A 23722-nucleotide genomic window follows, 5' to 3' on the forward strand; every position below is an offset into this window, starting at 1 on the left:
ATCAATTACTTTTAAAATGTTATTTCTGCTACATTTCTTGGTGGTGAAGGGTTCTCAAAACTTCTTATGTTATTTATTGCTCTTACAGTCTTATTAAATTCAAGAATAAAGCCTTGTACGTCTAATGGTGTTCTAACTTCTGGCGAAGGCTCGTGTATTGTGGATTCACCAGAAATCTTATTATGTACATCCATTAATATATCGTAGTCATCTATATGAACTTGTTTAAACCCTCTCCATTCTTTTATTAAATCATTATTCTTATATACTTGCCTTTTTATATCATTCATTACATATCTCTCAAAGAAATTATTAATAGAAGTTCTCAAATGTTTATCGGCTTCTCTAATATCTCCGTTTAATAAATTTCTTCTTAAAACTTCTATTCTCTGTTCCCAATCTAAAGTTAGAAACATAACATCTTCAACAACTTGTCCAGGCCTTAAGATATGTTCAATCATATAATATTTTCCGCACTTATGAGTAACATTTGTAGTTGTATTTAAACCTGTACATTGGTTACTTTCTGTATCATTTTTACATAACTCACATTTCCCTTTTTTAAGAGGTGAACCTCCTAAAGATTTTTGTATTAATCTATGATAAAACTCAAAATGATGAGTAAAAACAATCACTTGATAAGTTTTACTTAAAGTAATAATTTTGTCGACCACTTTATAAATATTTACTTGATCCAAGCTATTTACTGGATCATCAAAAACTAATATTTTATTATCGTCATACTCTAATTCTGTTAGCCAATCACAAAAGGAATAAACTTTCGCTTCTCCTTCGCTGAGTATTTCAGAAACTTCAAATGTATTGCTATCAACTTGAATTTTTGCTTCTACTTTACTTTGTCCACTTGGATTAGAAAATGGTCTACTAAATCGCTCTCTTCTCGGAAGCTCAAAAAAATCTAAATTAGAGTTAAACGTTTCTAGATAATTTTGTCTAATTAATTCTGTTTCTACTCTTCCTTTATCTCGAGATATTTTAGATTTAATATTAGTAAAATTGTTACTAACTAGATTATACTTTGAAGACTCACTAAGTAATGTCAAAAGAGACAACAATAAAGCTTTCTGACTAACGCAAAATTCTACATCCTCAAGAGAATTTAATTCTTCAAGAGCCTTCTTTTTATTTTTCTCTATATCAAGGAGTTGTTTTTCTAATTGATTAATCTGAATTTGAATAATTTTTTCTTCGGACTGTGCTATATCGAACAAACAGTCATTATTTGTCCAAACGGAGTCAATTGATGAAATTGAATTCTTTAACTCTTTTATTTCAACTTCAATCATTGATAAAGTAGTGCAATCGAAAGCTTGCTCGTGTAAATTACTCAATTCAATTTTTTCATTGCTTAAACATTCATAAATATCACCTATAGAATTGTATTCATAAATGGGTGTTTCTTTTTCTATTACAGCATTTATACGTTTTCTAAAAGCTTCTAATACTTTCTCTAATTCATCTATTTCCGAGTTTATCTCGTTGTCAATTAAAGAGTGGATCTCCTTAATTAATGATTTGTTTGTTTCAGGCAAATTTTGGTTACAATAAAAGCATTTATCCACTTCTTCTGGATAGTTTTCGTATCCAAAGACTAAGGCCGTTTCTGTGATTTTTTTGAATAATTCAATAAATGCTTGATTATTTTTACTAGGCTCAAAAATCAATTGATACTGTTCTAATTTAGAAAAATCTAGACTGTTTTTTAGTTTTTTAATCCTTGCAACTTTATTTTTAATTTGATTTAATTCAATACATATATGAGTTTTTTCCGCAGTAATACTTTGAATATTTTTTAGTATTACTTGTTTAGCTTTTTGTGCTTGTATTTTATCATTTAATTCTTTTACTGATATTGTTGCTCTTTTTTGAATATTAATTTTTTTATCTGCATGTCCATCTTCGAGAATATAATTTGAAAATAAAGTGAAACTACTTTTTAATACTCGCACATCTGTTAAATTATTTTGGATATTTTTTTTTATTCCTTCATCCTTATCCGATTTCAAACCATTTAATAATGATTGTAGATTTGCATTATAATCTCCATTGATTTCTGCGATTTTTAAAGCCACTTTCATTGAAACTTTATCAACCGCATCTCTTAACAAATCATAATATCCTAACTTATATCGATCTATACTCCAACCAGTATCTTTTTTGTGCAGTGAACTATCTAAAATTTCTCTATCACAGAATTTTAAATTAGAATTTATTTGATTACCAACATTCCAATTAAATGTTTGTAATTCTGAACCAGGAAAATTAGTTGAAGTTCCTTTTTTTTGAAATACTAAATGTTTTTCCTTTTTAACAAAATCAAACTTTGCTGAAATTGGATTAGTTGAAGGTGTATATATATTTCCTTTAATTTTTTGTGGTTTATAGAAAGCATCCTTTAGCGCTTTGAAAAAACTAGTTTTTCCACTTCCATTTTTCCCATAAATAATTGTTAATTCAGGACTAAATACGATTTCTTTTCCATCATATAAACCTTCAAGATTGACATTTTCATAGAACCTATACAATGACTGTGTATTTTCTACAGAAGGCGTTGAAGTTATTTGATATAAAAAATCACTTAGGGTTTTTGTTGAATTGATCTTTTCAAATGCTATTTGAATATCTTCATCGCTAATAATCCCATTTTGACATAATTTGTTTTTTAATTCTGTTATCCATTCAATTTGATTAAAAGATAATCTTGATAAGTGATAAATTGCATTACTCATATATTTATGGTATTATATTTTTTGTTCTCAAAACAAACTAATTATAAGGAGAGTCTAAATATAGAGAATATTGTAAGAGATCTTTTAAGGAAAACCGTAAAGATCAAAACTTTAAACCACCAAATTAGCTCTCTCATCAGCTAATCCAATCTCTACAATACTACCAGAATTGAAATTCAAAAAATCGGATTCAATACCATCACTAAAAATAATTCCTTTTGTAGGCATATTAGATTCAATTTTTAATGTGGTGTTTTCTGTTATTATGCCGTAGCCGATATTAGTTTGAGATTGTTTACTTAAAAAAGGTTCTCGCACTACAAAAACAAGTTGGTTTGCATTCCACTCTAATTTGGTACTGTAATGGCTTTCATTATGAAAATAACCAGAAATATTATTGGTCATATTAAAAATAGAACTTAACCACCCTGTAGAACCTGCTCCGGTTGATACTATAATACCACTTGAGGATTGTTGTTCTTTTATGCCATTAAATTCTATGCTATATCTAGACGATACGTGTGAATCTGCACCGATGTAAAAATCATTAAAAGCCAATAATTCTTGTCCATCGTTTAAAGTGGCTTTAGCCATTGTGACTTGTTTGGTGCTGTACGTGCCTTTGAGCATCTTTTTGAGTAGGTCTTTTAAATCGTTGGGTGCATGTTTTAATAGAATGCCATCATAGCGTTTATGATCTGGATTTATACCTATTATTGGTAATCCGTTAACGTATTTTGCTGTATTGGCGACTAAGCCATCTTGCCCAATTACGAGTACAATATCTTTTGCTGTAAATATATAAGTGGGCAAAAAAGACCTATTGATTACTTTGTATTTGAGACTATCTGTGATGGTTGTCTTAATATTTGAAAGGGATTCATAAAACGTATGATGTTCGCTTTCAAAAAAGGCAAAGTCTCCACCAGAACTTTCAATATAAAATTTGGCTTGAGCCTTAGAGTTGAATCTTTCGATTAATTGCTCAAGCCTTGTTTTATCTCTAATTATTATGACGTTTTCGAATTTCATATTATTTACTTTTGGTAAGAGACTCTAATAAGTCTGGAGAGATATTAAGGTTTCCAATTTTATCGGCATTTTCCGCTAATTCTCTAAAGGCTAAAGCAATATTATTGCTTGGATCGTTACCGTTATTACTGATTGCCATTAATGTTTTCCAGTCTAACTCTTTATAAGGTTTTAAGTTGGCATTTAATACATACTCTTTAACATCTGCTTCTTTCTTCTCATTTGTTACTTGAATATCTATAAGCGCTTTCTTTTGTTCTTCTAGAGCGATACTAGAGGTCATATTCATTTCGTTAAGTTTCTGTTCGTTTTCTTGCTTTACAACATCTGTTTCCATTTTCTTCTCTACAATTTGCTTTTGCTTCTCCTCTACTGCGATTTCAGTATTTAGTTCACTTTCTTTTATAATGCGCTCTTGTTCTACAGCAAAATTTCTGCGTTCATAAACCGCCTGATCGGCTTCCTTTTGTAAAGACTCTCTTGTTTGTGCTTCTAAGGCTCTTGCCATTTCTGGGTTTGGAGAGACGCCAAGTACGTTGACACTAAGAATTTCTAATCCAAGCATTTTAACAGCTTTAGAATCTTGTACGCTAGTGAATATTTCGTTTTCTATACCTTCTAATTGTCGTAATGCTTCTTTAAGACTTAGTTTCTGAATAATAGAGGCACTTGCTGTTTGTGCTTCATTAATTATACGTTGTTGAATTTTTTCGTAGTCGCTCTTTAAATATTGCTTTTTACTATTTACCGTAAAATCTAAGGTTTCTGCGAGTTGCTTTGGCTGTACAATTTTGTAAGTGACTTGACCTTGTATCGTAACCTCTTGGTAATCTTTAGTGGTTTCATTAAATACAAATTGAAAATCATTACTCTGCACCGGAATAGAAACAATTGATGCATTTGGAGAGAAATAAAAGAATGATAACCCTCTTCCCTCTTTCTTAATTTTTCCGTTTTGATAATGAATAACGTAATTCATTGAGTCGAATTTGATATAATTTATTCCTAACATAATATTGAGTATTTAAGGTTATTTGCGTAATTATAACACAAATGTAAATCGAAATAAATTATCCGCCAACTTTATTATGTGTTATTTTTACGCAAACTATTTATAGTGTTGATTTAAAAGGTTTTATATTTCAAAAATAATACCTTCTTCTTTTAGTTGGAAATAACGCTTGGGATTGAATTGGAATAAATTTGCTGGTCGACCTGAACCTTTAGATACTTTTTCATCTAGTTCATCTAACACATTTAAGCCCCGCATTTTCTTACGGAAGTTACGTCTGTCGATATCACGACCTAGTAAAGTCGTATACAGTTTTTCTAAATCTGAAAACGGGAATTTTTTATCTAATAGTTCAAAGCCAATAGGCTCATATGTTATTTTACCTTGCAGGCGCTCTATTGCTGCATTTAAGATTTCTTTATGGTCGAATGATAACTTGGGTAATTCATTAATATTAAACCACTGTACTTGTTCTGCATCAGTCGAAGCCACAATTTTATAGGCATTTGGTCGTACCAATCCAAAATAAGCTACGGACACTACTCTACCTCTTGGGTCTCTACTTGGCTTTCCGAAGGTGTATAGTTGTTCTAAGTAATTAATCTTAATCCCTGTTTCTTCGTGAAGTTCTCTTTCAACAGCTTCCTCTAAGGATTCATCATTGAGTACAAAACCACCAGGAATAGCCCATTCTCCTTTAAATGGTTCGTATTTTCTTTTGATTAATAATACAGATATGTCGCCTTCTTCGTATCCGAATACAACAGCATCTACAGAAAGTTTTATGGATTGATTACTCATTATGTGTAGTTTGTACACAAAAGTATAAATTTAAACTTGTTTGTACTAACTATAGATTTGGATTATTATCAGGTTCTCGATACATCCCAACTATAAGGTCGGGACACTCGAACTGACGTAAAGGTTCTCGATACATTTCTTAATTCTTCGTTGTACTTCGAATTAATAAACACTCGAACTGACATTGGTGCTCGATACATTCTGACTGAAAGGGTCGGGACACTCAAACTGATGTCATTAAAAACAAGTTGAAATATCTAAATAATCAGAGTAACTTTACATGTGTAGTCGAGAGGTTTATCATAAAGTCTTTCAGGATAATGACGTTATTAGTATGTAATGTTTGTCGGTCTTTAGAAAACGATTATCTTCACTATTCCCTATGCTTTGTACCATGACCAACCCTATTACCTCCATAAACGTTGTCGATTTAGATGGTGTTCCTGTAGATTTGATGCAAGTCTATAAGCACAAGATTCTGTTGCTAATTATTTATAATAATGATTGTTTAGGCTGCACAGGACGCGCTATTCCCTTGGCTTATGAGTTTCAACATATCTATCCTAACATACAAGTTGTAGGTATCCATGCGGATTTTCCGGGTAGAATAGGAACCAAAGCTAATATCAAAAGTATTTTTACTAGTGGAGAAATTCCGTTTCCTATTTATATAGATAAGAATCGTCAAGTATTTGATCAATTTCAATCTGAAGGGACACCACAATGGGTTTTAATTTCTGAGGATGGTGTGCTGTATCGTTCTATTTTTGGTTCTCAAGCCAATGCTAAAAACCGTTTGTTTTATGCTTTAGAAAGTCTTGTGGAAAAATAGATTATGTACTGTATAGTTTGTGATCTGTTTTTTTAGAAGGTTCTTGATACATCCCGACTAAAAGGTGGGGACACTCGAACTGAAGTAGAGATTTTTTGATTTGCTATTGTAATCGGTAGTTGTTTATATAAAAGCGTTCTGTATAATTGCTTATACAGAACGCTTTAGACTACGTTACTTGTGTTTTTACTTTAGTATACTATAATTTTCTTCACCCATTGTTTGGTTCCAGATTCTATTCTTATAAAATAGATACCGTTAGCTTGGTTTTGAAAATTAACAGTGATCTCATTTAATGTATTTAAGTTATTATTAGTTTGTACCGATTTGCCATTAAGGTCGTAAACGCTTAGCGTTGCTACCTCAGCTTGTGATGCTATACTAGACATCTTCACTTGTCGTGTTGCTTTGTTATACGTCGTTGTGAAGGTATTCGCCATAACGTCTTCTGTGCTTAAGGCATAGGTGCAGGCATTGAATACATCGTATATGTTTTCGCCAGATGTATTAACTGTAATTAATCTGTTGGCACCTGTTACTGAAGGGCATGAAGCCTCTGGTCCTGGTGTTTCATCATTACCCCAACCTGCAGCACTTAAATATTTATATTCAAATTCTATGGGATAGTCTGCTGGTGTTGGAAAACGTAAGGTGCCGCTATGGATATCTCCAGTAGCATTTGGGAAGTTTAAGACTTCTGGATTCCAATCCGTAAACCAACCTGCCATATGGACATTGCCTGAAGGAATGGTGCCTTCGCTTGCCATATCGACATTAAAGGTGACTTCGAACCCTGTACCAGAAGGGTTACATCCATTAAACGGTACTGTTTCTAAAGTAAGCGGCATACCCGAATCATTGACATACAAAAAGCGATCTCCGTTTGAAGGAGCACAAGGGTAACTTGCCGCTTCTTCGGTGCCCCAAGCATTTCCATTTAAGAACTTATACCGATGCCAACCTTCGTTTAATTGTACGGTTACCGAATAAATACCTGTAGCTCCTTCTTGCGTTAACATTGTAGCATCTGTAGACCACCCATTAATAGTACCCACCACATGAACGCCATCTGCACTGACGGTCTCTGCGGACATGTCTACTTTAAGCGTGACATCTACTTGGGCATTTGCTTGAAACGCTACTAGCATAAGTAGCATCATTAGTTTCTTAATGTCATTTTTCTTCATAATAGAAACGTGTTTTAATTAATAAATTAGTGTTTGCATTGCATGGGGCAAGATGTTGTTTCTGATTTCAGAATCCCCAACCATTACTTTATAATCAATAGGCTCGTCGGTTTTATTCATTACGACAGTAACGATTTGTCCGTCTGGATTTTGAAAGGTTGTACTTTCTATAGTACTTCTGCTGGTCGTTGTACTTATACGCTTTGCTTTTGGCTTGATGAATTTTGAAAAGTGACCGATATAATAATAGGTCGGTGTATAAATTAGTTCATTGTTTTGCGTGTCTGCATGAATCGGCGCAAAGCAAAAGTTTTGCACATGGTTAGGTCCACCTTTTTCATTTAATAGGATGTTCCAGTCGGTCCAACCCACTGTGCCACTATTAAAATCATTAATCATAGAATTGCCGTAACGCTCTGCGTTAGACCAACGTTGGTATTGCGTAGGATCGAATTTTTCTTGACAGCCTTCTGTGAATAATAAATTCATGTCTGGAAACGATTCTTTAATATTTTTTAAGTTATCGTATTTAGGCTCTCCACCTGTCCAGGTTTCATACCAATGGAATCCAATTCCCCATGCGTATTTCATAGCCTCTTCGTCTTCGAAAATGGTATTGGCTCTATGTGAAATAAGATCTCTGTTATGATCCCAAACCACAATGTTCTTATCTGCCATTCCATTCTTTTCGAATGTTGGGCCTAAGTTATTCTTTAGAAAATCGCGTTCTTCTTCGGCAGTGTAAATGCAAGATTCCCAGCGCTGTACGGCCATTGGTTCGTTTTGGATAGTGACACCCCAAACCGGTATGCCTTCCGCTTCATAAGCCTCAATAAATTTTACAAAATAGTCCGCCCAAGTTTGGTAATATTCTGGTAATAATTTACCACCTTGTAGCATGTGATTATTGGTTTTCATGAAAGCTGGTGGGCTCCAAGGGCTCGCGTAGAATACCAAATCGTCTTTAATAAGTGCTTGCGCACGTTTAATTAAAGGGATGCGCTTTTCTCTATCCTTTTCAATTGTAAAGGTTTTTAGTTCCTTATCCCCTTCTTCGATATAGGTATGACTACCTAAGCCAAAATCACTACTGTGAATGCTGGTTCTAATGATGTTATAGTTAATTCCTTCCTCTGAGAAATACGCCTTTAAAAATTCCTCTTGCTTATCATTGCTTAGTTGAGAAAACACCTCTGCAGAAGCATCTGTAATAGCGCCACCGATGCCTAAAAACTCTTGAAATTGTTTTTCAGGATTCACAAAAATAGCGACTTCCGTTTCTAAAGGTTGCTGTGCCTCAGTAAAGGTTTTTGGGGCTTCCGACGAGAGTCTTTTGTCTGTTCCCTCAGCTGTGGTGTATACTTCAACAGTTTTACCTAAGACCTTTGTTTTTGCTTTGGTCTTAGTCTCAACAGCATCCATTTTAATTTCGGTATTCTTTTCTTTCTGTTTACACGCTGTGAACGTTGCGACGAGGACTAGGGTATATAAACACTTTTTAATCATTTCTTAATTTTTTAATTACCAAACAAAAGTGGCTACGGCACCTGCTGGCATGGTTACGGTTATAGGGTTATCTGCGGCGTTAATATTTAGAGCATTTTGTACATCGGAGTTGTTTAAAACGATGACAACGATTTTACCATCTGGTGTTTTATAGGCTGCATTAGGGAACTCAGAGGCGGTATTAGATTCAATTCTTACAGCGCCTGCAGGTACAAATTTTGAGGCATGGCCCATAATGTAGTAGCCTACGTTTCTTTGTACTGAATTGCCATCAATTGTTATAGCACCTAAACATTCTGTACAGCCACCATCGGTGTGTGGATTGTTGTTTGGATCTGCGGCTAAATTCCATTGCAATACGTTTTTGCTCCAATTTCTTGGTGCTCCGACCAATAGTTCTCTAACATGCCATTTTAGATCTGCTTCATAATTTCCTGGTGCTTGAATCCATTGTTCTGTGAAATACACATTTTTGTCTGGATGTGCATTATGCACTAGCGACATATTATCAATTTGCCCTGCATACAAGTGAAAAGCAGAACCATCTATATAATTTTTTGCTGTGGCATCATTTAATATTGAAATAGGGTATTCTGGATGATCTAAATTATGATCGAAAAGAATAATCTTTGTTGCTATATTCTCTGTTTGAAAAGTAGGCCCTAAATGGTCGCGGATAAATGTTTTTTGTTGCTCTGCACTCATTACCATACTTGGGTTGTTATATGGATTTTCTGGCTCATTTTGTATGGTGATGGCATCGATAATGATGCCTTGTGCTGCCATTGCTTCGATATACTTTACAAAATAATTGGCATAGGTATCGTAATACTGTGGTAATAACTCTCCTCCGATAGTAGAGTTATTCGACTTCATCCAAGTTGGTGCTGACCAAGGAGAACCCAGTATTTTGATGTTAGGGTTAATCTCTAGGATTTCTTGTAATACAGGAATCAGATTCGCCATATCAGGATTTATGGAGAAGTTATCTAGATTGACATCGGTTTGTCCGTTTGGTAAATCATTATAGCTAAAGGTTGTCGCATCTAAATCGGATGCCCCAATACTGATTCTTAAATAACTGAGCCCAATACTTGTGTCACTTGATCCGAAAAGCTCTTGTAATAGATCTGCTCTTGAAGATGATGACATGTTATTCATTAACGTGGCACTACCACCGGTTAATGTATATCCAAAACCATCCATTTCTTGATAGCTTGTATTTTCTGAAACATTAATTGTAAAATTAGTGTTTGTCGCTAATGGGAATATACCGCTAGTTGTTGGAGTTAAAAGATTTGCTTCATCTGGTGTGGTGAGGTAAAAGTCAACATTAACTTCACCCACTACAGGTGGTGCATATGTTTTTGTGTCTTCTTTGTCACAGGCTTGAAGCGCTATTATTACCGCAAGTGTTAAATAAAATTTCAATGTATGTCTATTTTTAAAATTCATGAGTTCGATGTGTTTTATTGTTGCGCAAATTCGTAAGTCCCAGATTGGTAATCGTCCTCTAGAATTATGGTTACGGTATAAGATCCATCACTATTGATGTTTGCTAAGTTTGATCCTCCTCCGTTGATTAGGTTACCTACTGATTCTGTAGGACTGTCGCTTCCCATATCAAAATCCCAAGGACTAATAAATTTACTTTCTGAGCCCGCTATAAGATCTGCGGTTATGGTAAAGGTGTTTGGATGACTGTATGTCATTGGTAATTCTACTCTATCATCCCAATTCTGCCAATGGAATAATTTAAAGTTGTAATAGCTCCAGGTGAGTTCTGGCGTGCTAAAGTTTATACTAATACGTATGGCTCTATCGGATACCAACGTAAAGGTATTGTTGTTTTCAACTAAGGTTAGAGCATCTGATACCAAATCACCATCAGGTATAAGGCTATCACCCAATAGGCCGTTAACTGAATAAGCTATTCCACTCCCGTCAGATGCGCTATTTAAAGTATAGCTATTACTGGCTTGCATAGGAATAAATCTATCGGTACTAAATACGTCTCCGTTTAATGCTAACTCTTGGATCATTGTCCCATTCTCGAACAGGAATAATTGCGCTGGAGTTTCAATAGGTGCTACGACGGTATCATCCATTTCAAAAGCGTAGTTGTAATTTTCAGCCGATAAATCTAAGGTTACGATATAGAGTCCGGTTTGATTGTTTGGAATGTCTTCAACAGTTACTCCTTGATTGCCCGCATCGCTTTCTAAGACTAAAGAATTTGGTGTGCCTACAACGCGCTTTAATAAATACCCCCAATCGCCATTCGCTCTAAAGACAAATCCGCCTGTTTCTATGAGATTGATAGACGCTTGCCAAATTCCATTTCCTTTGTAATCTAGAGGTTCGTCTCCGCCCCAACCCCCATTGATTGGGGTGCCTACCATACTCCAAAAGTCAATTTGAAGTAACTGGTATGTGTTGTTATCTAAATTCACAGTTATTCTGTAGACGCCAGAGTTTTCTGCAACAATGGCGTCTCCAAAAGGCTCTATGCTACCGTCGCTACCACCAAACTGCAACGCAGGTAGTGAGCGCTCACTATAAAACATATAGGTTTCACCAGCCACTAAACTGGTATAGACCTCATAATTATTAGATAAAGCACCGTTGCTATCTGTTAGTCTTTTTAAGGCTATGGCTTGAGATAAATCGTTACTGTTTTCTGTTGCAGTACCAGAGATGTATAATGTTTGTGGCAAGGCTTCTGTTTCAAAACGCGTCACCTTTAATTCTGAGGTTGCCATACTCGTTTTACTTAAACTTATTGCTTTAATTGCAAATGTGATCTCTGCTTCTTGGTTTGCAGGGAAGCCTGCAAAGGCCAATGCCTCATCCATATCTGCATAACTTACAGATAATGCTGTTGCTGTACCGTTATTATACGATTCTGAAGCAAATATCGGTGCTGAAAAATCAGTTGCATTAGAAGGTTTTATGAGTACTTCATAAGTTACGGCATAGCCTGCAGAGGATTCTGCTGGGTCCCAATTAAAGGTTATGGTTTCATTGGGTGTATCTTCATCTAAGATAATCGTTTGGTCTGCTGTAGGAGCTAATATGACTGCTTCACTTAGGTCCCACTGCCCTTCTGGTTGTAAGTTGTCTTCCTTTTCGCACGCTGTAAACGCAAACGCGAATATGAGGATGCCTGTTTTTAACAATAGTCTTTTCATTTTCATAGTTTCTAAATGTTATAGTGGGTTTTGAACTAATGCTGGGTTTCTATCCAATTCTTGTTGTGGTATTGGCAGTAACTTTTTAGCCTCCGTCATATTATAATCTACGGTGTTCCCTGTTCTTAAATCGACTTCTACGAGTGCGTTCATTGTTGCGACTAAAGCATTATTTCTAGCCAAATCATCCCAACGTTGTCCTTCTTGAAATAACTCTAAGCGACGTTCTTTTAATATGGATTGACGTAATACTTGTTGCGAACTGCTTTGCGCATTGGTGAGGTCTGGCAATTGTACTCTAGTTCTTATTTTGTTGACTTCATTTATAGCAGCCTGTAGTTGGTTGGTCTCATTTAGGGCTTCGGCTTTAAGTAATACGATATCACCATATCTTATGAGGTACGTATTGTCGGCACTAGCGAAACCACTTGCATTTTTCCATTTGTAACTAAAAGGAATTGTTGCCCCTTGGGTGTTTTCCCAAAACTCATCGACCCATTGCACCGACTCGAATAAAACACTAGCATTTTTTCTTACCGTATCTCCTTCAGCATCAAACGTATTAATCAAGTCGACCGATGGAGTTACAAATTTCCTCCACGAGTCACCACTTACAGACGGTGGTAACAGTAGTTGGGGTCCGTAATTCCCTTCGTTACCTCCTAGGTACTGCACCTCAATTATCGATTCTGCATTGTTATAATTATTACCATTAAATAGTTGGTCGTAAGGAATCAGGGTATAATTGGCACTACTACTTTCAACAGCTTCGATATGTCCTAATACGGCGTCATAATCTGGAGATGGTTGTTGTGCATAGGCTTTTGCTGCCAATGCATGCGCTGCACCAGCAGTTGCTCTTGCTTTGTTAACACTTGCATCATTACCATAAACGTCTGGTAATAACGTTGCGGCTAACTCTAAATCTGTTGTGATTTGCGCATAAACTGCTTCTATAGATGCTCTTGGGATATTTACGCTTGCAGCTTCTGTAGATGTTATGGTGTTGGTAATTAATGGTACACCTCCCCAAAGTTTAACTAAAGTAAAATAGTGGTATGATCTTAAAAAGATGGCTTCCCCTTTAATTTGGTTTCTGCGTTCCTCTGTAAGTAAGGGGTCATTGATCCCATCGACACGTTCTATAACTAAGTTGGCTTTTGAAATGGCGTTGTATAGGTTAGACCAGTGCGTAAATAATCTTGAATGTGTCGGAGCAATATCGATATAATCGTATTGGAATATTTCCGGATTATCACCACCTGCATAACAGTTGTCTGAACGTACATCTTGTAATAATACATTATCCCAAACATAATACTCTGACGATTGAAAGGACTCGTAAGCACCCACCAATGCCGCATCTATTTGACTTGCAGTGTCATAAGCATTACTACTCGTTTCTTCTGAAATTGGTTGCAGGTCTAAATAATCCTCACAACCCATAGTTGCAGATAGAAGTAATCCTATTATTGCTGTTTTAAATATTTTCATGGTTTATGTTTATTTAATTATTTTATGATCCCTTAAAAAGTTGCGTTGATTCCGAAAATTACATTCCTTGTTTGCGGATAGGTTCCGAAATCGATACCCTGAACCGTGTTACTTCCACCGAAAGCATTCACTTCAGGATCAAAGCCTGAATAGTCTGTGATGGTAAACATATTTTCGCCAGTGCCATAAATCTTTAATGCTGTTATTCCTAGCTTATCAATTATAGTTTGAGGTAAATCATAGCTTAAGGTTATTGTTTTGAATCTTAAATAGGATGCATCTTCGATAAAGCGTGTTGAAACTCTAGAGTTGTCACTATTTCCGAAACTTGCTCTAGGTATATCTGTTATATCTCCCGGTTGTCTCCAGCGATTTAATACTGCTATAGATTGGTTTTTAGGATCTATCATTCCTTCCGTGTCAATACGTGTTACGTTTAACATATCATTACCCTGAGACCCTTGAAGGAATACAAATAGTCCAAAGCCTTTATAATTTAAATTACTAGTAATTCCATAGAAGAAATCTGGATTAGCATCTCCGATAATCGTACGGTCATCAGCACTTGGTGTAAAGGTTGAATTCCCGTCTTTATCTACGTAGTAGGCATCTCCTGTTGTAGGATCTACACCTCCAAAAATATAGCCATATAAGGGCCCTAGAGGCTCCCCTTCTCTAACTAAGCTGGCTTCACCTCTACCACCTGTTATGCCACCTTGCAAGAGTTCTTGACCCACCAAACTAATTACTTCGTTGCGGTTGAATGAGATATTAAATCCTGTTTTCCATGATAAACTTTCAGTTTGGATGTTTACTGTATTTAAAGCGAATTCAATTCCTTTATTTTGGATTTCACCAATATTTCTAATGGCATTATCGAAACCTGTTGCGGTTGGTAAAGGAGCATTTAGCAGTAAATCGTTAGTCTTTTTGATGTAAGCATCCGCCGTAAGATTCACTCTGTTATCGAACATGGTAAGGTCGAAACCAATATTAGTTTGTTCAGATTCTTCCCATTTTAATTCAAGATTTTCAATCGATGCTGGGTATGTACCAGGTTGCGCAGCTCCACCAAAAGGATAATTAGCACCAGATCCTACACGTCCTAAATAACTGTAAGCATTAATATTGTCGTTACCTACAATTCCCCAGCCTGCCCTAATTTTAAGATCATTTATAAAGCTATCTTCTTTCATGAAATTTTCGTTAGACACTCTCCAACCCACAGAGAAGGATGGAAAATAACCCCATCTTTGATTTGGACCGAATACACTAGAACCATCTGCTCTAAAGTTGGCAGTTAGTAAGTATTTGTCATCAAAACTATAATTCACTCTACTTAAAAAAGAGGCATTGGCTCTTTCTGATTTCCAAGCTGAGGCATCAAATAGTTCCGATCCACCATTTGGTGTTGTTACCGATGCGCTAGCAAAATTTCTTGTTTGTATCGAACTGTTTTCATAACTGAATTTTTGCGCCACAGAACCAACTAAAGCCTCAACAGCGTGCTTGTTAAATCGTTTATTAAAACTTAAGGTGTTTTCTACAATATAGTAGGACTTTTTATCTGTATTGTTGATGCCTTGACCTCCTATTGCGACACCATAACCCGTTCTAAATGGGTCTAGAAAAGAATCAAAAACACCATGGCTGTTGTCAATACCATAATTGAATCTGTATTTGAAATTTTCTAAAAACTTGGCTTCTAAATAGATGTTTCCTAAAAAGCGTTCGTTATTATACTCTCTATCTAAGCCATCTGTACTTGCTAATGGGTTTTCCCAGTTTTGAAACGGGTTACTAGTAAACATGCCATTATCATTGTATACTCCAATTATGGATGGTGTGGTTAATGCACCTAAAAGCACACCACCTTGATTGACGCTATTATTATCATTGACATCTACATCTTTGTACGAGGTATAAGCTATTCTCGTTCCGATTTTTAACCAATCATTGATGTCTTGATCGAAATTGATTTTAAAATTACTTCGGGCTATTTCTGAACTTCTTACAGCACCTTCTTGTGACAAATGCCCTGCAGATACAAAATAGTTAGTCCCTTCTGTTTTACCAGACACTGAGGCTTGGTAATTTTGTGAGAATCCATTTTGGAAAATTTCATCTTGCCAATCGGTACGTTCTGTATAGCTGTCCCAATCGGTAGTTAGGCCCATTTCGGTCATTAAATCTCTATACTGTTCACCATTTAAAACTGGTAGGGTATTCCAAACTTGAGAGACACCAGTATAGACATCTAAGCTTACTTTTGGTTTTGCTGTGGTCCCTCTTTTAGTGGTGATTAAAACAACACCATTAGCACCTTGTGCTCCATAAATTGCAGCAGACGAGGCATCTTTAAGGACTGTTATGGTATCGATATCGCTTGGATTAATAGCTCTGGTATCTGTTGTTGGAACACCATCAACCACATATAATGGTTCACTACTGGCATTAATTGAATTGGTTCCTCTAATACGTACACTAAATCCGCCCGACGGTTTTCCGGAACCTGATATGACTTGTACACCTGCCGTTTGCCCTTGTAATAAGGAACCGACTTGCGTATTTGGTCGTGATTCAAAAGCCTCACTATCTATAGTGGATACAGATCCTGTGATATCTTTTTTTAGTTGTGATCCGTAACCGACAAGTACGACTTCGTCTAAAAGACTTGTATCTTCTTGTAATTGTACATCGATTACTGATTGACCGTTGACTAGAATCTCTTGGGTTTTAAATCCGAGATAACTAAATACCAATATGGAGTTGTCGTTAATACCTTCCGAAAAGGCATACTTACCGTCAAAGTCTGTACTGACTCCTATTGTGGTTCCTTTTATAATAACAGAAACGCCTGGTAAAGGCATGATTCCGTTTTCGGTTACGATACCAGTAACTTTAGATTGTGCCATACTTTTATTAGCACACCATAAAGACATTAAAATTGCTGTGATGAAAACTATTTTTTTATAGATCATTTGAATGTAGAGATATTAGTTGATATACATAATTAATAAGCGATAGCAAATTACTACGATATGTCTGTACGACCAATAGCTAAATTCTAAATAGTGGATTTTTGAAACGCGTAATTATTTACAAACATCTGTTTAGTAGGTATTTGTGAATATTTTTGAATGCGGAATAAGTGGATTTTTAAGGCGGATATTTTAGATTGTACTGCTAAATCAACAATAAAGGTGTTAGGTTTTTATTAAAAAGCGCTATTTATTAGACTGATTTTATCATCTCTTCAAAATTTTCTTTATCAATTGCTGATTTATTAATCGCTGCCCGATAATTATAAATGGTATTTACAGAGTATCGCAAGATTTTTGCAATTCTAGAACTGTTGTTAATTCCTAATTTTATTAAGGCCAGAATTCTTAACTCTGTATTGAGTTCACTTTGGTTTTTGAGGTCTATTTGATGTTCTGGTTTAAGCAGTTGATTAATGTCGTTTAAGAAATTAGGATAAATATGTAAAAATGAACTATCAAAGTTGCGGTTAAAAATCTCGAGTTCTTCGTCTATAAACTGTTTTGACTTTGACAGTTTTAAAAGCGCCGTCATTTGATTGGCGTTTACATATTTGCGAACCAGCTTTCTGTATACATCTAGTTTGTCTATATATTCGGAATACAGATTTAAAAAACTGCCAATGTAATGTTCTTTTACTTTGTCGACTTCGGACAGTTCAGAATATAAACGTTTTAAATCTTCGTTAGAGGTGTTTAGTTTTTCATTGAATACTTTCAGTTGTTCGTTTGCTACTTTTAAATTATTTCTTGCAATAGATACTTTTTTTACCTGTTTAAAAATAAGGTAGACAGCCACTAATAAAAAAGTCGCTAAGATGCTTATAAAGATTAATGACTTCTGAAGTTTGTTTTTCTGTTTGGTACTTTTTTGCTCATAGGCCTTCGTTATTAAAGGCATGTTATTAGCGATATCTACAAAGCGTAATTGCGAATTGTAAAACTCGGCATCATCGTATGAAAAATTGATGTATTGGTGGGCTCTATCGATATCACCCTCTATAAATAAGAGTTTTGCTAAGGTTCCCATAGAGGCATTATCCTTTACAGCAGCCTGAATATCTGAAATAGCAGAAAGCATGAGATATTCTTTTTGCTTTGTGATTTGGTTATTTAATTGATACAACAAAGAGCGTTCGAAAGTAACAAGGGAAAAGCCTCTCGATCCCATCTCTACCATATCTAAGCGCTGTGAATTCACAGTAAAAGCGCTATCTAAGTTACGGCTATCTCTATGTTCTTTTTCTTTTATTCGTAAGGCTTCTTCGGTGTTTGGTTGTATTCTGGCATATAATGAATCTTTGTAAGACGTGTATAATTGGGAATAATTAGATTGGCTTCGTTTCACAGCGGTATTGTATGCCAACCCAGAGTAGCCTTCTTCGTAGGCAATAAAGTAATCATTAATTAAGGATTCTGGGAGGGCGTTTCTGTCTATTTCGCTTAGAGCGTCAATAGATTCTTTAAATCGACCAGTATTTACTAATAGTAATCCCATTTTTAAGATGGCTTCATTGACTAATAGATCATCATTTAGTGTTTCTGCTAACTCTATGTTTTTTTCAATATGTTGTAGGGCGTCGTTAAAGCTGTAAAATTGATACTCTTGAAAAATGGTGTTTGTTATGTCGTATTGCTGTTTAAGATCTTTAGTGTTATGTCTCTGGGCAAGGTAATTTTTGATGCGTTCTTCTTTTTGAAGCTCATAGACATTATGATTGCTCATCTTCGTTTCGAGTACTTTAGTCAGCGAATCTAAATTTTGAGACCACAGGCTATGTTGCAAAAGCAAGACTGCTATGAAGCCAAAAATGAACTTTAAGGTATGCATTTTGGAAGATTATTTTTTATAGTAGGGTTAATTGTGCCTCTAAAATTAGGATAAAAAAAGTACCTAACGAGAAATTTTGGTGGATTTTGGTTGTTCATGAATTTATTAAATCAATTCTAAAAATAAAAAGCAGTGTTATTTTTTATTATATCTCCTTAACTAAAAGTTATCCAATTATCATATTTCATAAGGTTCTCGATACACCCAGACAAAAAAGGCGGGACACTCGGACTGACGATTGATATTTAAATACCAAGGTTTAAACACCTTTGATTCCTTCACTTTTCTCTAATCGCTCCAACTCAAACAATCAAGACAAAACGATACGTCATATTCTCTAAACCCAATAAATCTGCCAGAACCATCTGAGAGTCCATTAGAAAAATCTGTTTTTAATAGCCATAGATAATCATCGGTTTTAGTGGCTCTTAGTTTAGTTTCTATTTTAGCAGGTTCTAATCCCCTATTTACTAAGTTAATATGCAACAAAAATAGTTGTGTTCATTCCTTTTAGTAACACAGCGCTGCTATCTATTTTATGGAATAATTAAGGAAACCTTAACTAACTAATTTTTTTTAAAAAAGTATCTTTGTGGTCACCATCATTTGAAGTCCAAATCTTCAATCACTTCTAAAAAAAACTTCAATTATGAAACAAACTATTGTAATACTTGCAGCCCTATTATTAAGCACAACCTCTTATGCCCAATTTCAAGTTTCTGCCAGTGGTGGCTATGCCATCGGTAGCGCCGGAATGAAATTAGGTGAAACTCTAACGGTTAACGGCATAGAAAATTCTTATGGCAGTTATGGAGAAGGTTTAAATGCGCAATTACGCGGGACTTATTTTTTTAATGACAGCTTTGGTGTGGATTTAAGTTTGGGATATCTACATGGCTCTGACCAAACGGTATCTAAAGTGACCTTACCTTTTACTGAGGTCGATGCTATTGCTAGAGCGCGCGCTTTTGGTGCTGCAGCTTCTATTGTTTATAAATTTAATCCTAACGTCTATGGCCGTATTGGAGCCCTTGTAAAATTAGGTGGTAAAACCGAAGCTGTTGTGCAACAGCAAGCCGATTTTACGCAGGCTGAAGCAGATGCTATTGGTGTGCCACTGGGGTCGTATTCTGAAACCAACTACGTTGAAGATTTTCATGGCCAGTTTCCTTTAGGTTTTGTTGCGGCACTAGGTTATGAATATCCTATAGATACTAATTTTAGTGTTTTTGCAGAAGCTGAATATTATGGAATTAGTTTAAAACGAAAAGATTCTGAGATTACTGAATTTAATACGAACGTTGTGTTACCAGATGGAACGGTTGCCGTAGAAGGCCTTTATACTTTAAATAATTTACCACAAGGTACTAACAGAACCACAACTTATGTAGATGAGTTACCTGCAGGTAATACAGATACATCAAAACAATTAGCCGTAAAAGTGCCCTATTCGTCTTTCGGAATTAATTTTGGAGTGATTTATAAATTTAAGAAAGCCGCAGCTACTGCGCGGTAATTTAAATCTATCAACATATAACTTTAAAAGACTCCTATCGTAGTGATAGGATTTTTTTTTGTGCGTGTTTGAAACGTCAATGCTGTATAAGATAACAGTAACGTATTGTGGTATTATTTTCTTCGCCTCCTCTGTCTCCATATTAGGAAGAGTATGACAATAAGAATTGGTAAAATGATAAATACAATAATATCGAAAGGTCTAGATAAATCTAAGGCTGTGTTTTCACCAGGATTTGGTGTGCCCTTTGGAATTTGTATGTTTAATAATTGAGATATGGTTTGCATGTCTATTGATTATAAGGTTGATGTTTAAGATACTGAATTTTAAATGAGTTCTATGAATAGTAATTTTAAAACTTCGTTAAAATTGCATGCCTAGACACCAAGTCTATTCTTCAAAATAAACAATGGTGAGTTTATGCTTTAACTGCCAGACCGTATTGGTGGTGGTAATGGAATACGAACTGTTTCGTTAGGAACCTCTGGAAATTTACCTGTTTTCCAATCATCTTTAGCTTTCTCAAGTAAGTCTTTGTCTGAGGCTACAAAATTCCATTCAATAAATCGCTCTTCAGGAAATGCTTCTCCTCCAAAAATATAAACAGTGGAATTTGCTTCAATTTCAAATGCACAAAGTGTACTGTCTTTAGCCACTAACAATTGTTTAGGAACATAAGTATGTCCATCGCTAGTAATGCTTCCTTCTAAAATATATAAGGCACTTTCTCCAAATAAAAAGTCGCCAATAGACACCGTTTTAGTGTCGCTCGATTTTATTTCAATAAAGTAAAGTGGACTATAAACGGGTACTGCGGATTGTTTTCCGAAGGCTTTGCCAGCAATGAGTTTAAAATGAACTCCGTTATGTTGCCAACTCGGAATGTCATCTGCCGCGACGTGGGTAAACGATGGTTCGCATTGTTCGTGTGCTTTGGGTAAAGCCACCCAAATTTGTAAACCATGTAGCGTTTTATTAGACGTTCTTAAGCGCTCTGGGGTACGTTCGGTATGCACCACTCCTTTTCCTGCTGTCATCCAATTTACGGCTCCTGCTGTGATTTCTACTGCTGTGCCTAAACTATCGCGATGCATTATGGCTCCATCAAATAAAAATGTTAGTGTAGATAAACCAATATGTGGGTGCATGGCGATATCCATATTTTCGTCCTCGTTCATACTCACTGGTCCCATGTGATCTATAAAGATGAATGGGCCAACCATGCGCTTTTGTTTAAATGGTAATAAACGACCTACCATAAAATTACCAATATTGGCCGCACGTTCTTCTATAATTAATTTGGTGTTTGACATCTGTTGTTCGTTTTAGTCATCATTATAGCATTGAGCTACAAGGTATTTCTTTTTATGATTATTTTAAAGATAAAAAAAACAACTCAAAAGATATGAGCTGTTTTTTAGAATTAGTCTTCTAAATATCCAAATTTACCTGTATTAAAATCTTGAAAAGCTTCAATAAGTTCCTCTTGGGTATTCATTACAAAAGGGCCGTGTGCCGCAATAGGCTCTTTAATAGGTTCACCACTTAGCACTAAAATTACGGTATCGCTTAAGGCTTCTACAGCAAAGGTATCTCCATCGTTGCTAAACATTACAAAATGATCTTGTGGTGCCTCGGTATCTCCATTCACTTTAGCATCTCCCTCTACCATTACTAAAGCTGTGGTGTAGTTTTCTGGAAAGGTGAATTGCGTTTTTGCTCCCTTCTTTAACCTCAGGTTATACATTTCTATTGGAGAAAATGTAGATGCTGCTCCTTTATGTCCGTTGTAGGCGCCTGCAATAACTTCAAGTTCACCAGCATTATCTGGTAAGGCTACTTTTGTTATTTGTGCATTAGAAATGGCTTGGTATTTTGGTGGACTCTTTTTATCCTTAGCAGGAAGGTTTACCCACAGTTGTACCATTTGAAATTCACCGCCTTTTTTGCTCCATTCTGTTTCGTGAAACTCTTTGTGCAATACACCAGAAGCTGCTGTCATCCATTGTACGTCTCCTTCGTCTATGACTCCACCTCCACCAGAACTGTCATTATGTTCTACACGACCTTTGTACGCTAAGGTTACGGTTTCGAATCCTCTATGGGGATGAACTCCGACACCTTTTGGTTGGTCTGTTGCCGGAAAATTATATTTTGAATTATAATCTAGCATAATAAATGGATCCATGCGTTGCATTGTGGATGTCCCAGGAATGAAATTATGAACTCTAAATCCATCACCTACAAAATGTGGTGTGCCAGGTTGGGTTACTTTTTCTATGTGTCTCGTTTTCATCTGATTTGTGTTTTAATTTAAATTGATACTATTTGCTAGTTTAATTTCGAATGCATTATCTAAATAATTGCGTTCTCTCTGTGGCGTGTGTTTTGACCAGTATGCTCGTTTCACAGTATCTGCTAATGTGTTATTATCAGTGTACTCTACCACTATTGCATCCGTATTGAGAATGGTTGCAATTTGCTTAAATTTGGTTTTATCTATAGCCGCAATTGTCTTGTTAATAGCCACAACCTTATACGGTCGTTGTTGTAGTTTTTCTATGGCTATTTCAACATTACTGACGTTAGAAACTTTCCAGTTTAAAATTTTTGATGTTGTAGTCTGTGGGGTCACCACTAATACTTCTAAATGTCTCATAATGCATTGTTTTTATTACTGTAAAATTACAGCAAGCTATAACGCTATGCATTGACCTATGGTAAGCGTGTTTGTGTTCTAAGATTTGAAGTTTTCTTCGGCTAGGGCTTTTCTCACCCGACTTAAACTTTCTGGAGTGATGCCTAAATAAGATGCAATCATCCATTGTGGTACTCTGAGCATAATATCTGGATACATATTAACAAACTCTAAATAACGTACGCGTGCAGATGCTCCTAGTAATAAGCTAATACGCTTGTATAAATGGCGAATATGATTTTGTAATAGTATTTCGTTTTGTTTTCGGAACCCGATGTTTACTTTGACGACTTCATTTACAAAAGCATCATCTAGCATTACCACTACAGTATCTTCAATAGCGTCTATATAGTAGGTTGAAGGTTGTTGGAAATAAACACTTCCACGGTCGGTTACAATCCATTTTTCGGTTGCAAATTGTAAGATGTTTTCTTTGCCATCTTCACTTAAGTCATACAGACGCAAGACTCCTTCTTCTACAAAAAAGGAATGTGAACAGATATCACCTTGCTGCAAAAGATAATCGTTCTTAGATACCTTTCTGATTTGAATAAAAGGTTCTATTCGCGCAAATTCGTCTTCAGATAATCCGCCTTTTTCAATAAGATGCTTTTTAAAATTAGCTAAACCCATAATGCTACTTCAGTGGTGAAACTCAAATTTAATCATTTCGGAATTAATACGATGGTTTTTGATGGTTGTTACAGTCCTATATTAAGACGATTTATTCTAAAATTAGAAAAGGAGGCTTAGTTGCAATAACTATCCTCCTTTTCTTCCAATCAACAATCTAATCTAATCTAATCTAATCTAATCTAATTCATTCTTTGT

General features: G+C 35.5%; 19 protein-coding genes. 2 read left to right on the forward strand and 17 right to left on the reverse strand.

The window, feature by feature from the left end; translation table 11 throughout:
- Positions 1-11 precede the first annotated feature (11 nt).
- The 4 genes from DFQ09_RS06520 to DFQ09_RS06535 form a co-directional block, all read right to left on the reverse strand.
- Positions 12-2750: an AAA family ATPase gene (locus DFQ09_RS06520; RefSeq protein ID WP_115808840.1), complete on the reverse strand. Its 2739-nt coding sequence runs from the start codon at positions 2748-2750 to the stop codon at positions 12-14.
- A 111-nt stretch (positions 2751-2861) separates the two neighbouring features.
- A complete protein-coding gene (locus DFQ09_RS06525; RefSeq protein WP_115808841.1) occupies positions 2862-3782 on the reverse strand; it encodes an NAD(+)/NADH kinase in 921 nt (306 codons plus the stop codon).
- Position 3783: 1 nt separating this feature from the next.
- The gene (locus DFQ09_RS06530; protein WP_245940314.1) at positions 3784-4761 is read right to left on the reverse strand and encodes an SPFH domain-containing protein; all 978 of its coding nucleotides are present in this window, start codon (positions 4759-4761) and stop codon (positions 3784-3786) included.
- 156 nt (positions 4762-4917) lie between these two features.
- Entirely contained in the window at positions 4918-5595 is a 678-nt protein-coding gene (locus DFQ09_RS06535; protein ID WP_115808843.1) for an NUDIX hydrolase, read from the reverse strand.
- Between the two features lie 394 nt (positions 5596-5989).
- Here DFQ09_RS06535 and DFQ09_RS06540 point away from each other — a divergent pair, with 394 nt between their 5' ends.
- Positions 5990-6427 carry a TlpA family protein disulfide reductase gene (locus DFQ09_RS06540; RefSeq protein WP_115808844.1) on the forward strand — a complete coding sequence of 146 codons (438 nt, stop codon included), beginning with the start codon at positions 5990-5992 and terminating at the stop codon, positions 6425-6427.
- A 191-nt stretch (positions 6428-6618) separates the two neighbouring features.
- On the opposite strand, the gene DFQ09_RS06545 is transcribed toward DFQ09_RS06540, so the two are convergent.
- From DFQ09_RS06545 to DFQ09_RS06580, 8 genes are all read right to left on the reverse strand, one after another.
- Positions 6619-7614: a T9SS type A sorting domain-containing protein gene (locus DFQ09_RS06545; RefSeq protein ID WP_115808845.1), complete on the reverse strand. Its 996-nt coding sequence runs from the start codon at positions 7612-7614 to the stop codon at positions 6619-6621.
- A gap of 18 nt (positions 7615-7632) precedes the next feature.
- The gene (locus DFQ09_RS06550) at positions 7633-9120 is read right to left on the reverse strand and encodes a glycoside hydrolase family 30 protein (RefSeq protein WP_115808846.1); all 1488 of its coding nucleotides are present in this window, start codon (positions 9118-9120) and stop codon (positions 7633-7635) included.
- A 15-nt stretch (positions 9121-9135) separates the two neighbouring features.
- Positions 9136-10551 (reverse strand): glycoside hydrolase family 30 protein, encoded by a 1416-nt coding sequence (locus tag DFQ09_RS06555; RefSeq protein WP_245940315.1) that lies wholly within the window; start codon positions 10549-10551, stop codon positions 9136-9138.
- 38 nt (positions 10552-10589) lie between these two features.
- Positions 10590-12311, reverse strand: coding sequence for a SusE domain-containing protein (locus tag DFQ09_RS06560; protein ID WP_181897152.1), 1722 nt, complete (start codon positions 12309-12311; stop codon positions 10590-10592).
- Between the two features lie 18 nt (positions 12312-12329).
- Complete coding sequence (locus DFQ09_RS06565; RefSeq protein ID WP_115808849.1) at positions 12330-13805, reverse strand: RagB/SusD family nutrient uptake outer membrane protein; 1476 nt, start codon at positions 13803-13805, stop codon at positions 12330-12332.
- 32 nt (positions 13806-13837) lie between these two features.
- Positions 13838-16720, reverse strand: a complete 2883-nt coding sequence (locus DFQ09_RS06570) for a SusC/RagA family TonB-linked outer membrane protein (RefSeq protein WP_245940316.1) — start codon at positions 16718-16720, stop codon at positions 13838-13840.
- A 319-nt stretch (positions 16721-17039) separates the two neighbouring features.
- The gene (locus DFQ09_RS06575; protein WP_147298333.1) at positions 17040-18632 is read right to left on the reverse strand and encodes a DUF6377 domain-containing protein; all 1593 of its coding nucleotides are present in this window, start codon (positions 18630-18632) and stop codon (positions 17040-17042) included.
- A gap of 333 nt (positions 18633-18965) precedes the next feature.
- Positions 18966-19163, reverse strand: a complete 198-nt coding sequence (locus DFQ09_RS06580; protein ID WP_115808852.1) for a hypothetical protein — start codon at positions 19161-19163, stop codon at positions 18966-18968.
- A 163-nt stretch (positions 19164-19326) separates the two neighbouring features.
- Between DFQ09_RS06580 and DFQ09_RS06585 the strand changes: the two genes are divergently transcribed.
- Positions 19327-20193 (forward strand): outer membrane beta-barrel protein, encoded by an 867-nt coding sequence (locus DFQ09_RS06585; RefSeq protein ID WP_115808853.1) that lies wholly within the window; start codon positions 19327-19329, stop codon positions 20191-20193.
- 113 nt (positions 20194-20306) lie between these two features.
- Here the strand turns inward: DFQ09_RS06585 and DFQ09_RS06590 are convergent, their stop codons facing one another.
- From DFQ09_RS06590 to DFQ09_RS06610, 5 genes are all read right to left on the reverse strand, one after another.
- Entirely contained in the window at positions 20307-20480 is a 174-nt protein-coding gene (locus DFQ09_RS06590) for an adenylosuccinate synthetase (RefSeq protein ID WP_115808854.1), read from the reverse strand.
- A gap of 138 nt (positions 20481-20618) precedes the next feature.
- Positions 20619-21506 carry a pirin family protein gene (locus tag DFQ09_RS06595; protein ID WP_115808855.1) on the reverse strand — a complete coding sequence of 296 codons (888 nt, stop codon included), beginning with the start codon at positions 21504-21506 and terminating at the stop codon, positions 20619-20621.
- Between the two features lie 110 nt (positions 21507-21616).
- On the reverse strand, positions 21617-22489 hold the full coding sequence (locus DFQ09_RS06600) for a pirin family protein (protein ID WP_115808856.1): 873 nt from the start codon (positions 22487-22489) through the stop codon (positions 21617-21619).
- Positions 22490-22501: 12 nt separating this feature from the next.
- Positions 22502-22852: a hypothetical protein gene (locus DFQ09_RS06605; RefSeq protein WP_115808857.1), complete on the reverse strand. Its 351-nt coding sequence runs from the start codon at positions 22850-22852 to the stop codon at positions 22502-22504.
- A 78-nt stretch (positions 22853-22930) separates the two neighbouring features.
- Positions 22931-23524, reverse strand: coding sequence for a Crp/Fnr family transcriptional regulator (locus tag DFQ09_RS06610; RefSeq protein WP_115808858.1), 594 nt, complete (start codon positions 23522-23524; stop codon positions 22931-22933).
- Positions 23525-23722: the final 198 nt, after the last annotated feature.

Source organism: Winogradskyella pacifica (genome assembly GCF_003386275.1).
In the GTDB taxonomy this organism is placed as follows: Bacteria; Bacteroidota; Bacteroidia; order Flavobacteriales; family Flavobacteriaceae; genus Winogradskyella; species Winogradskyella pacifica.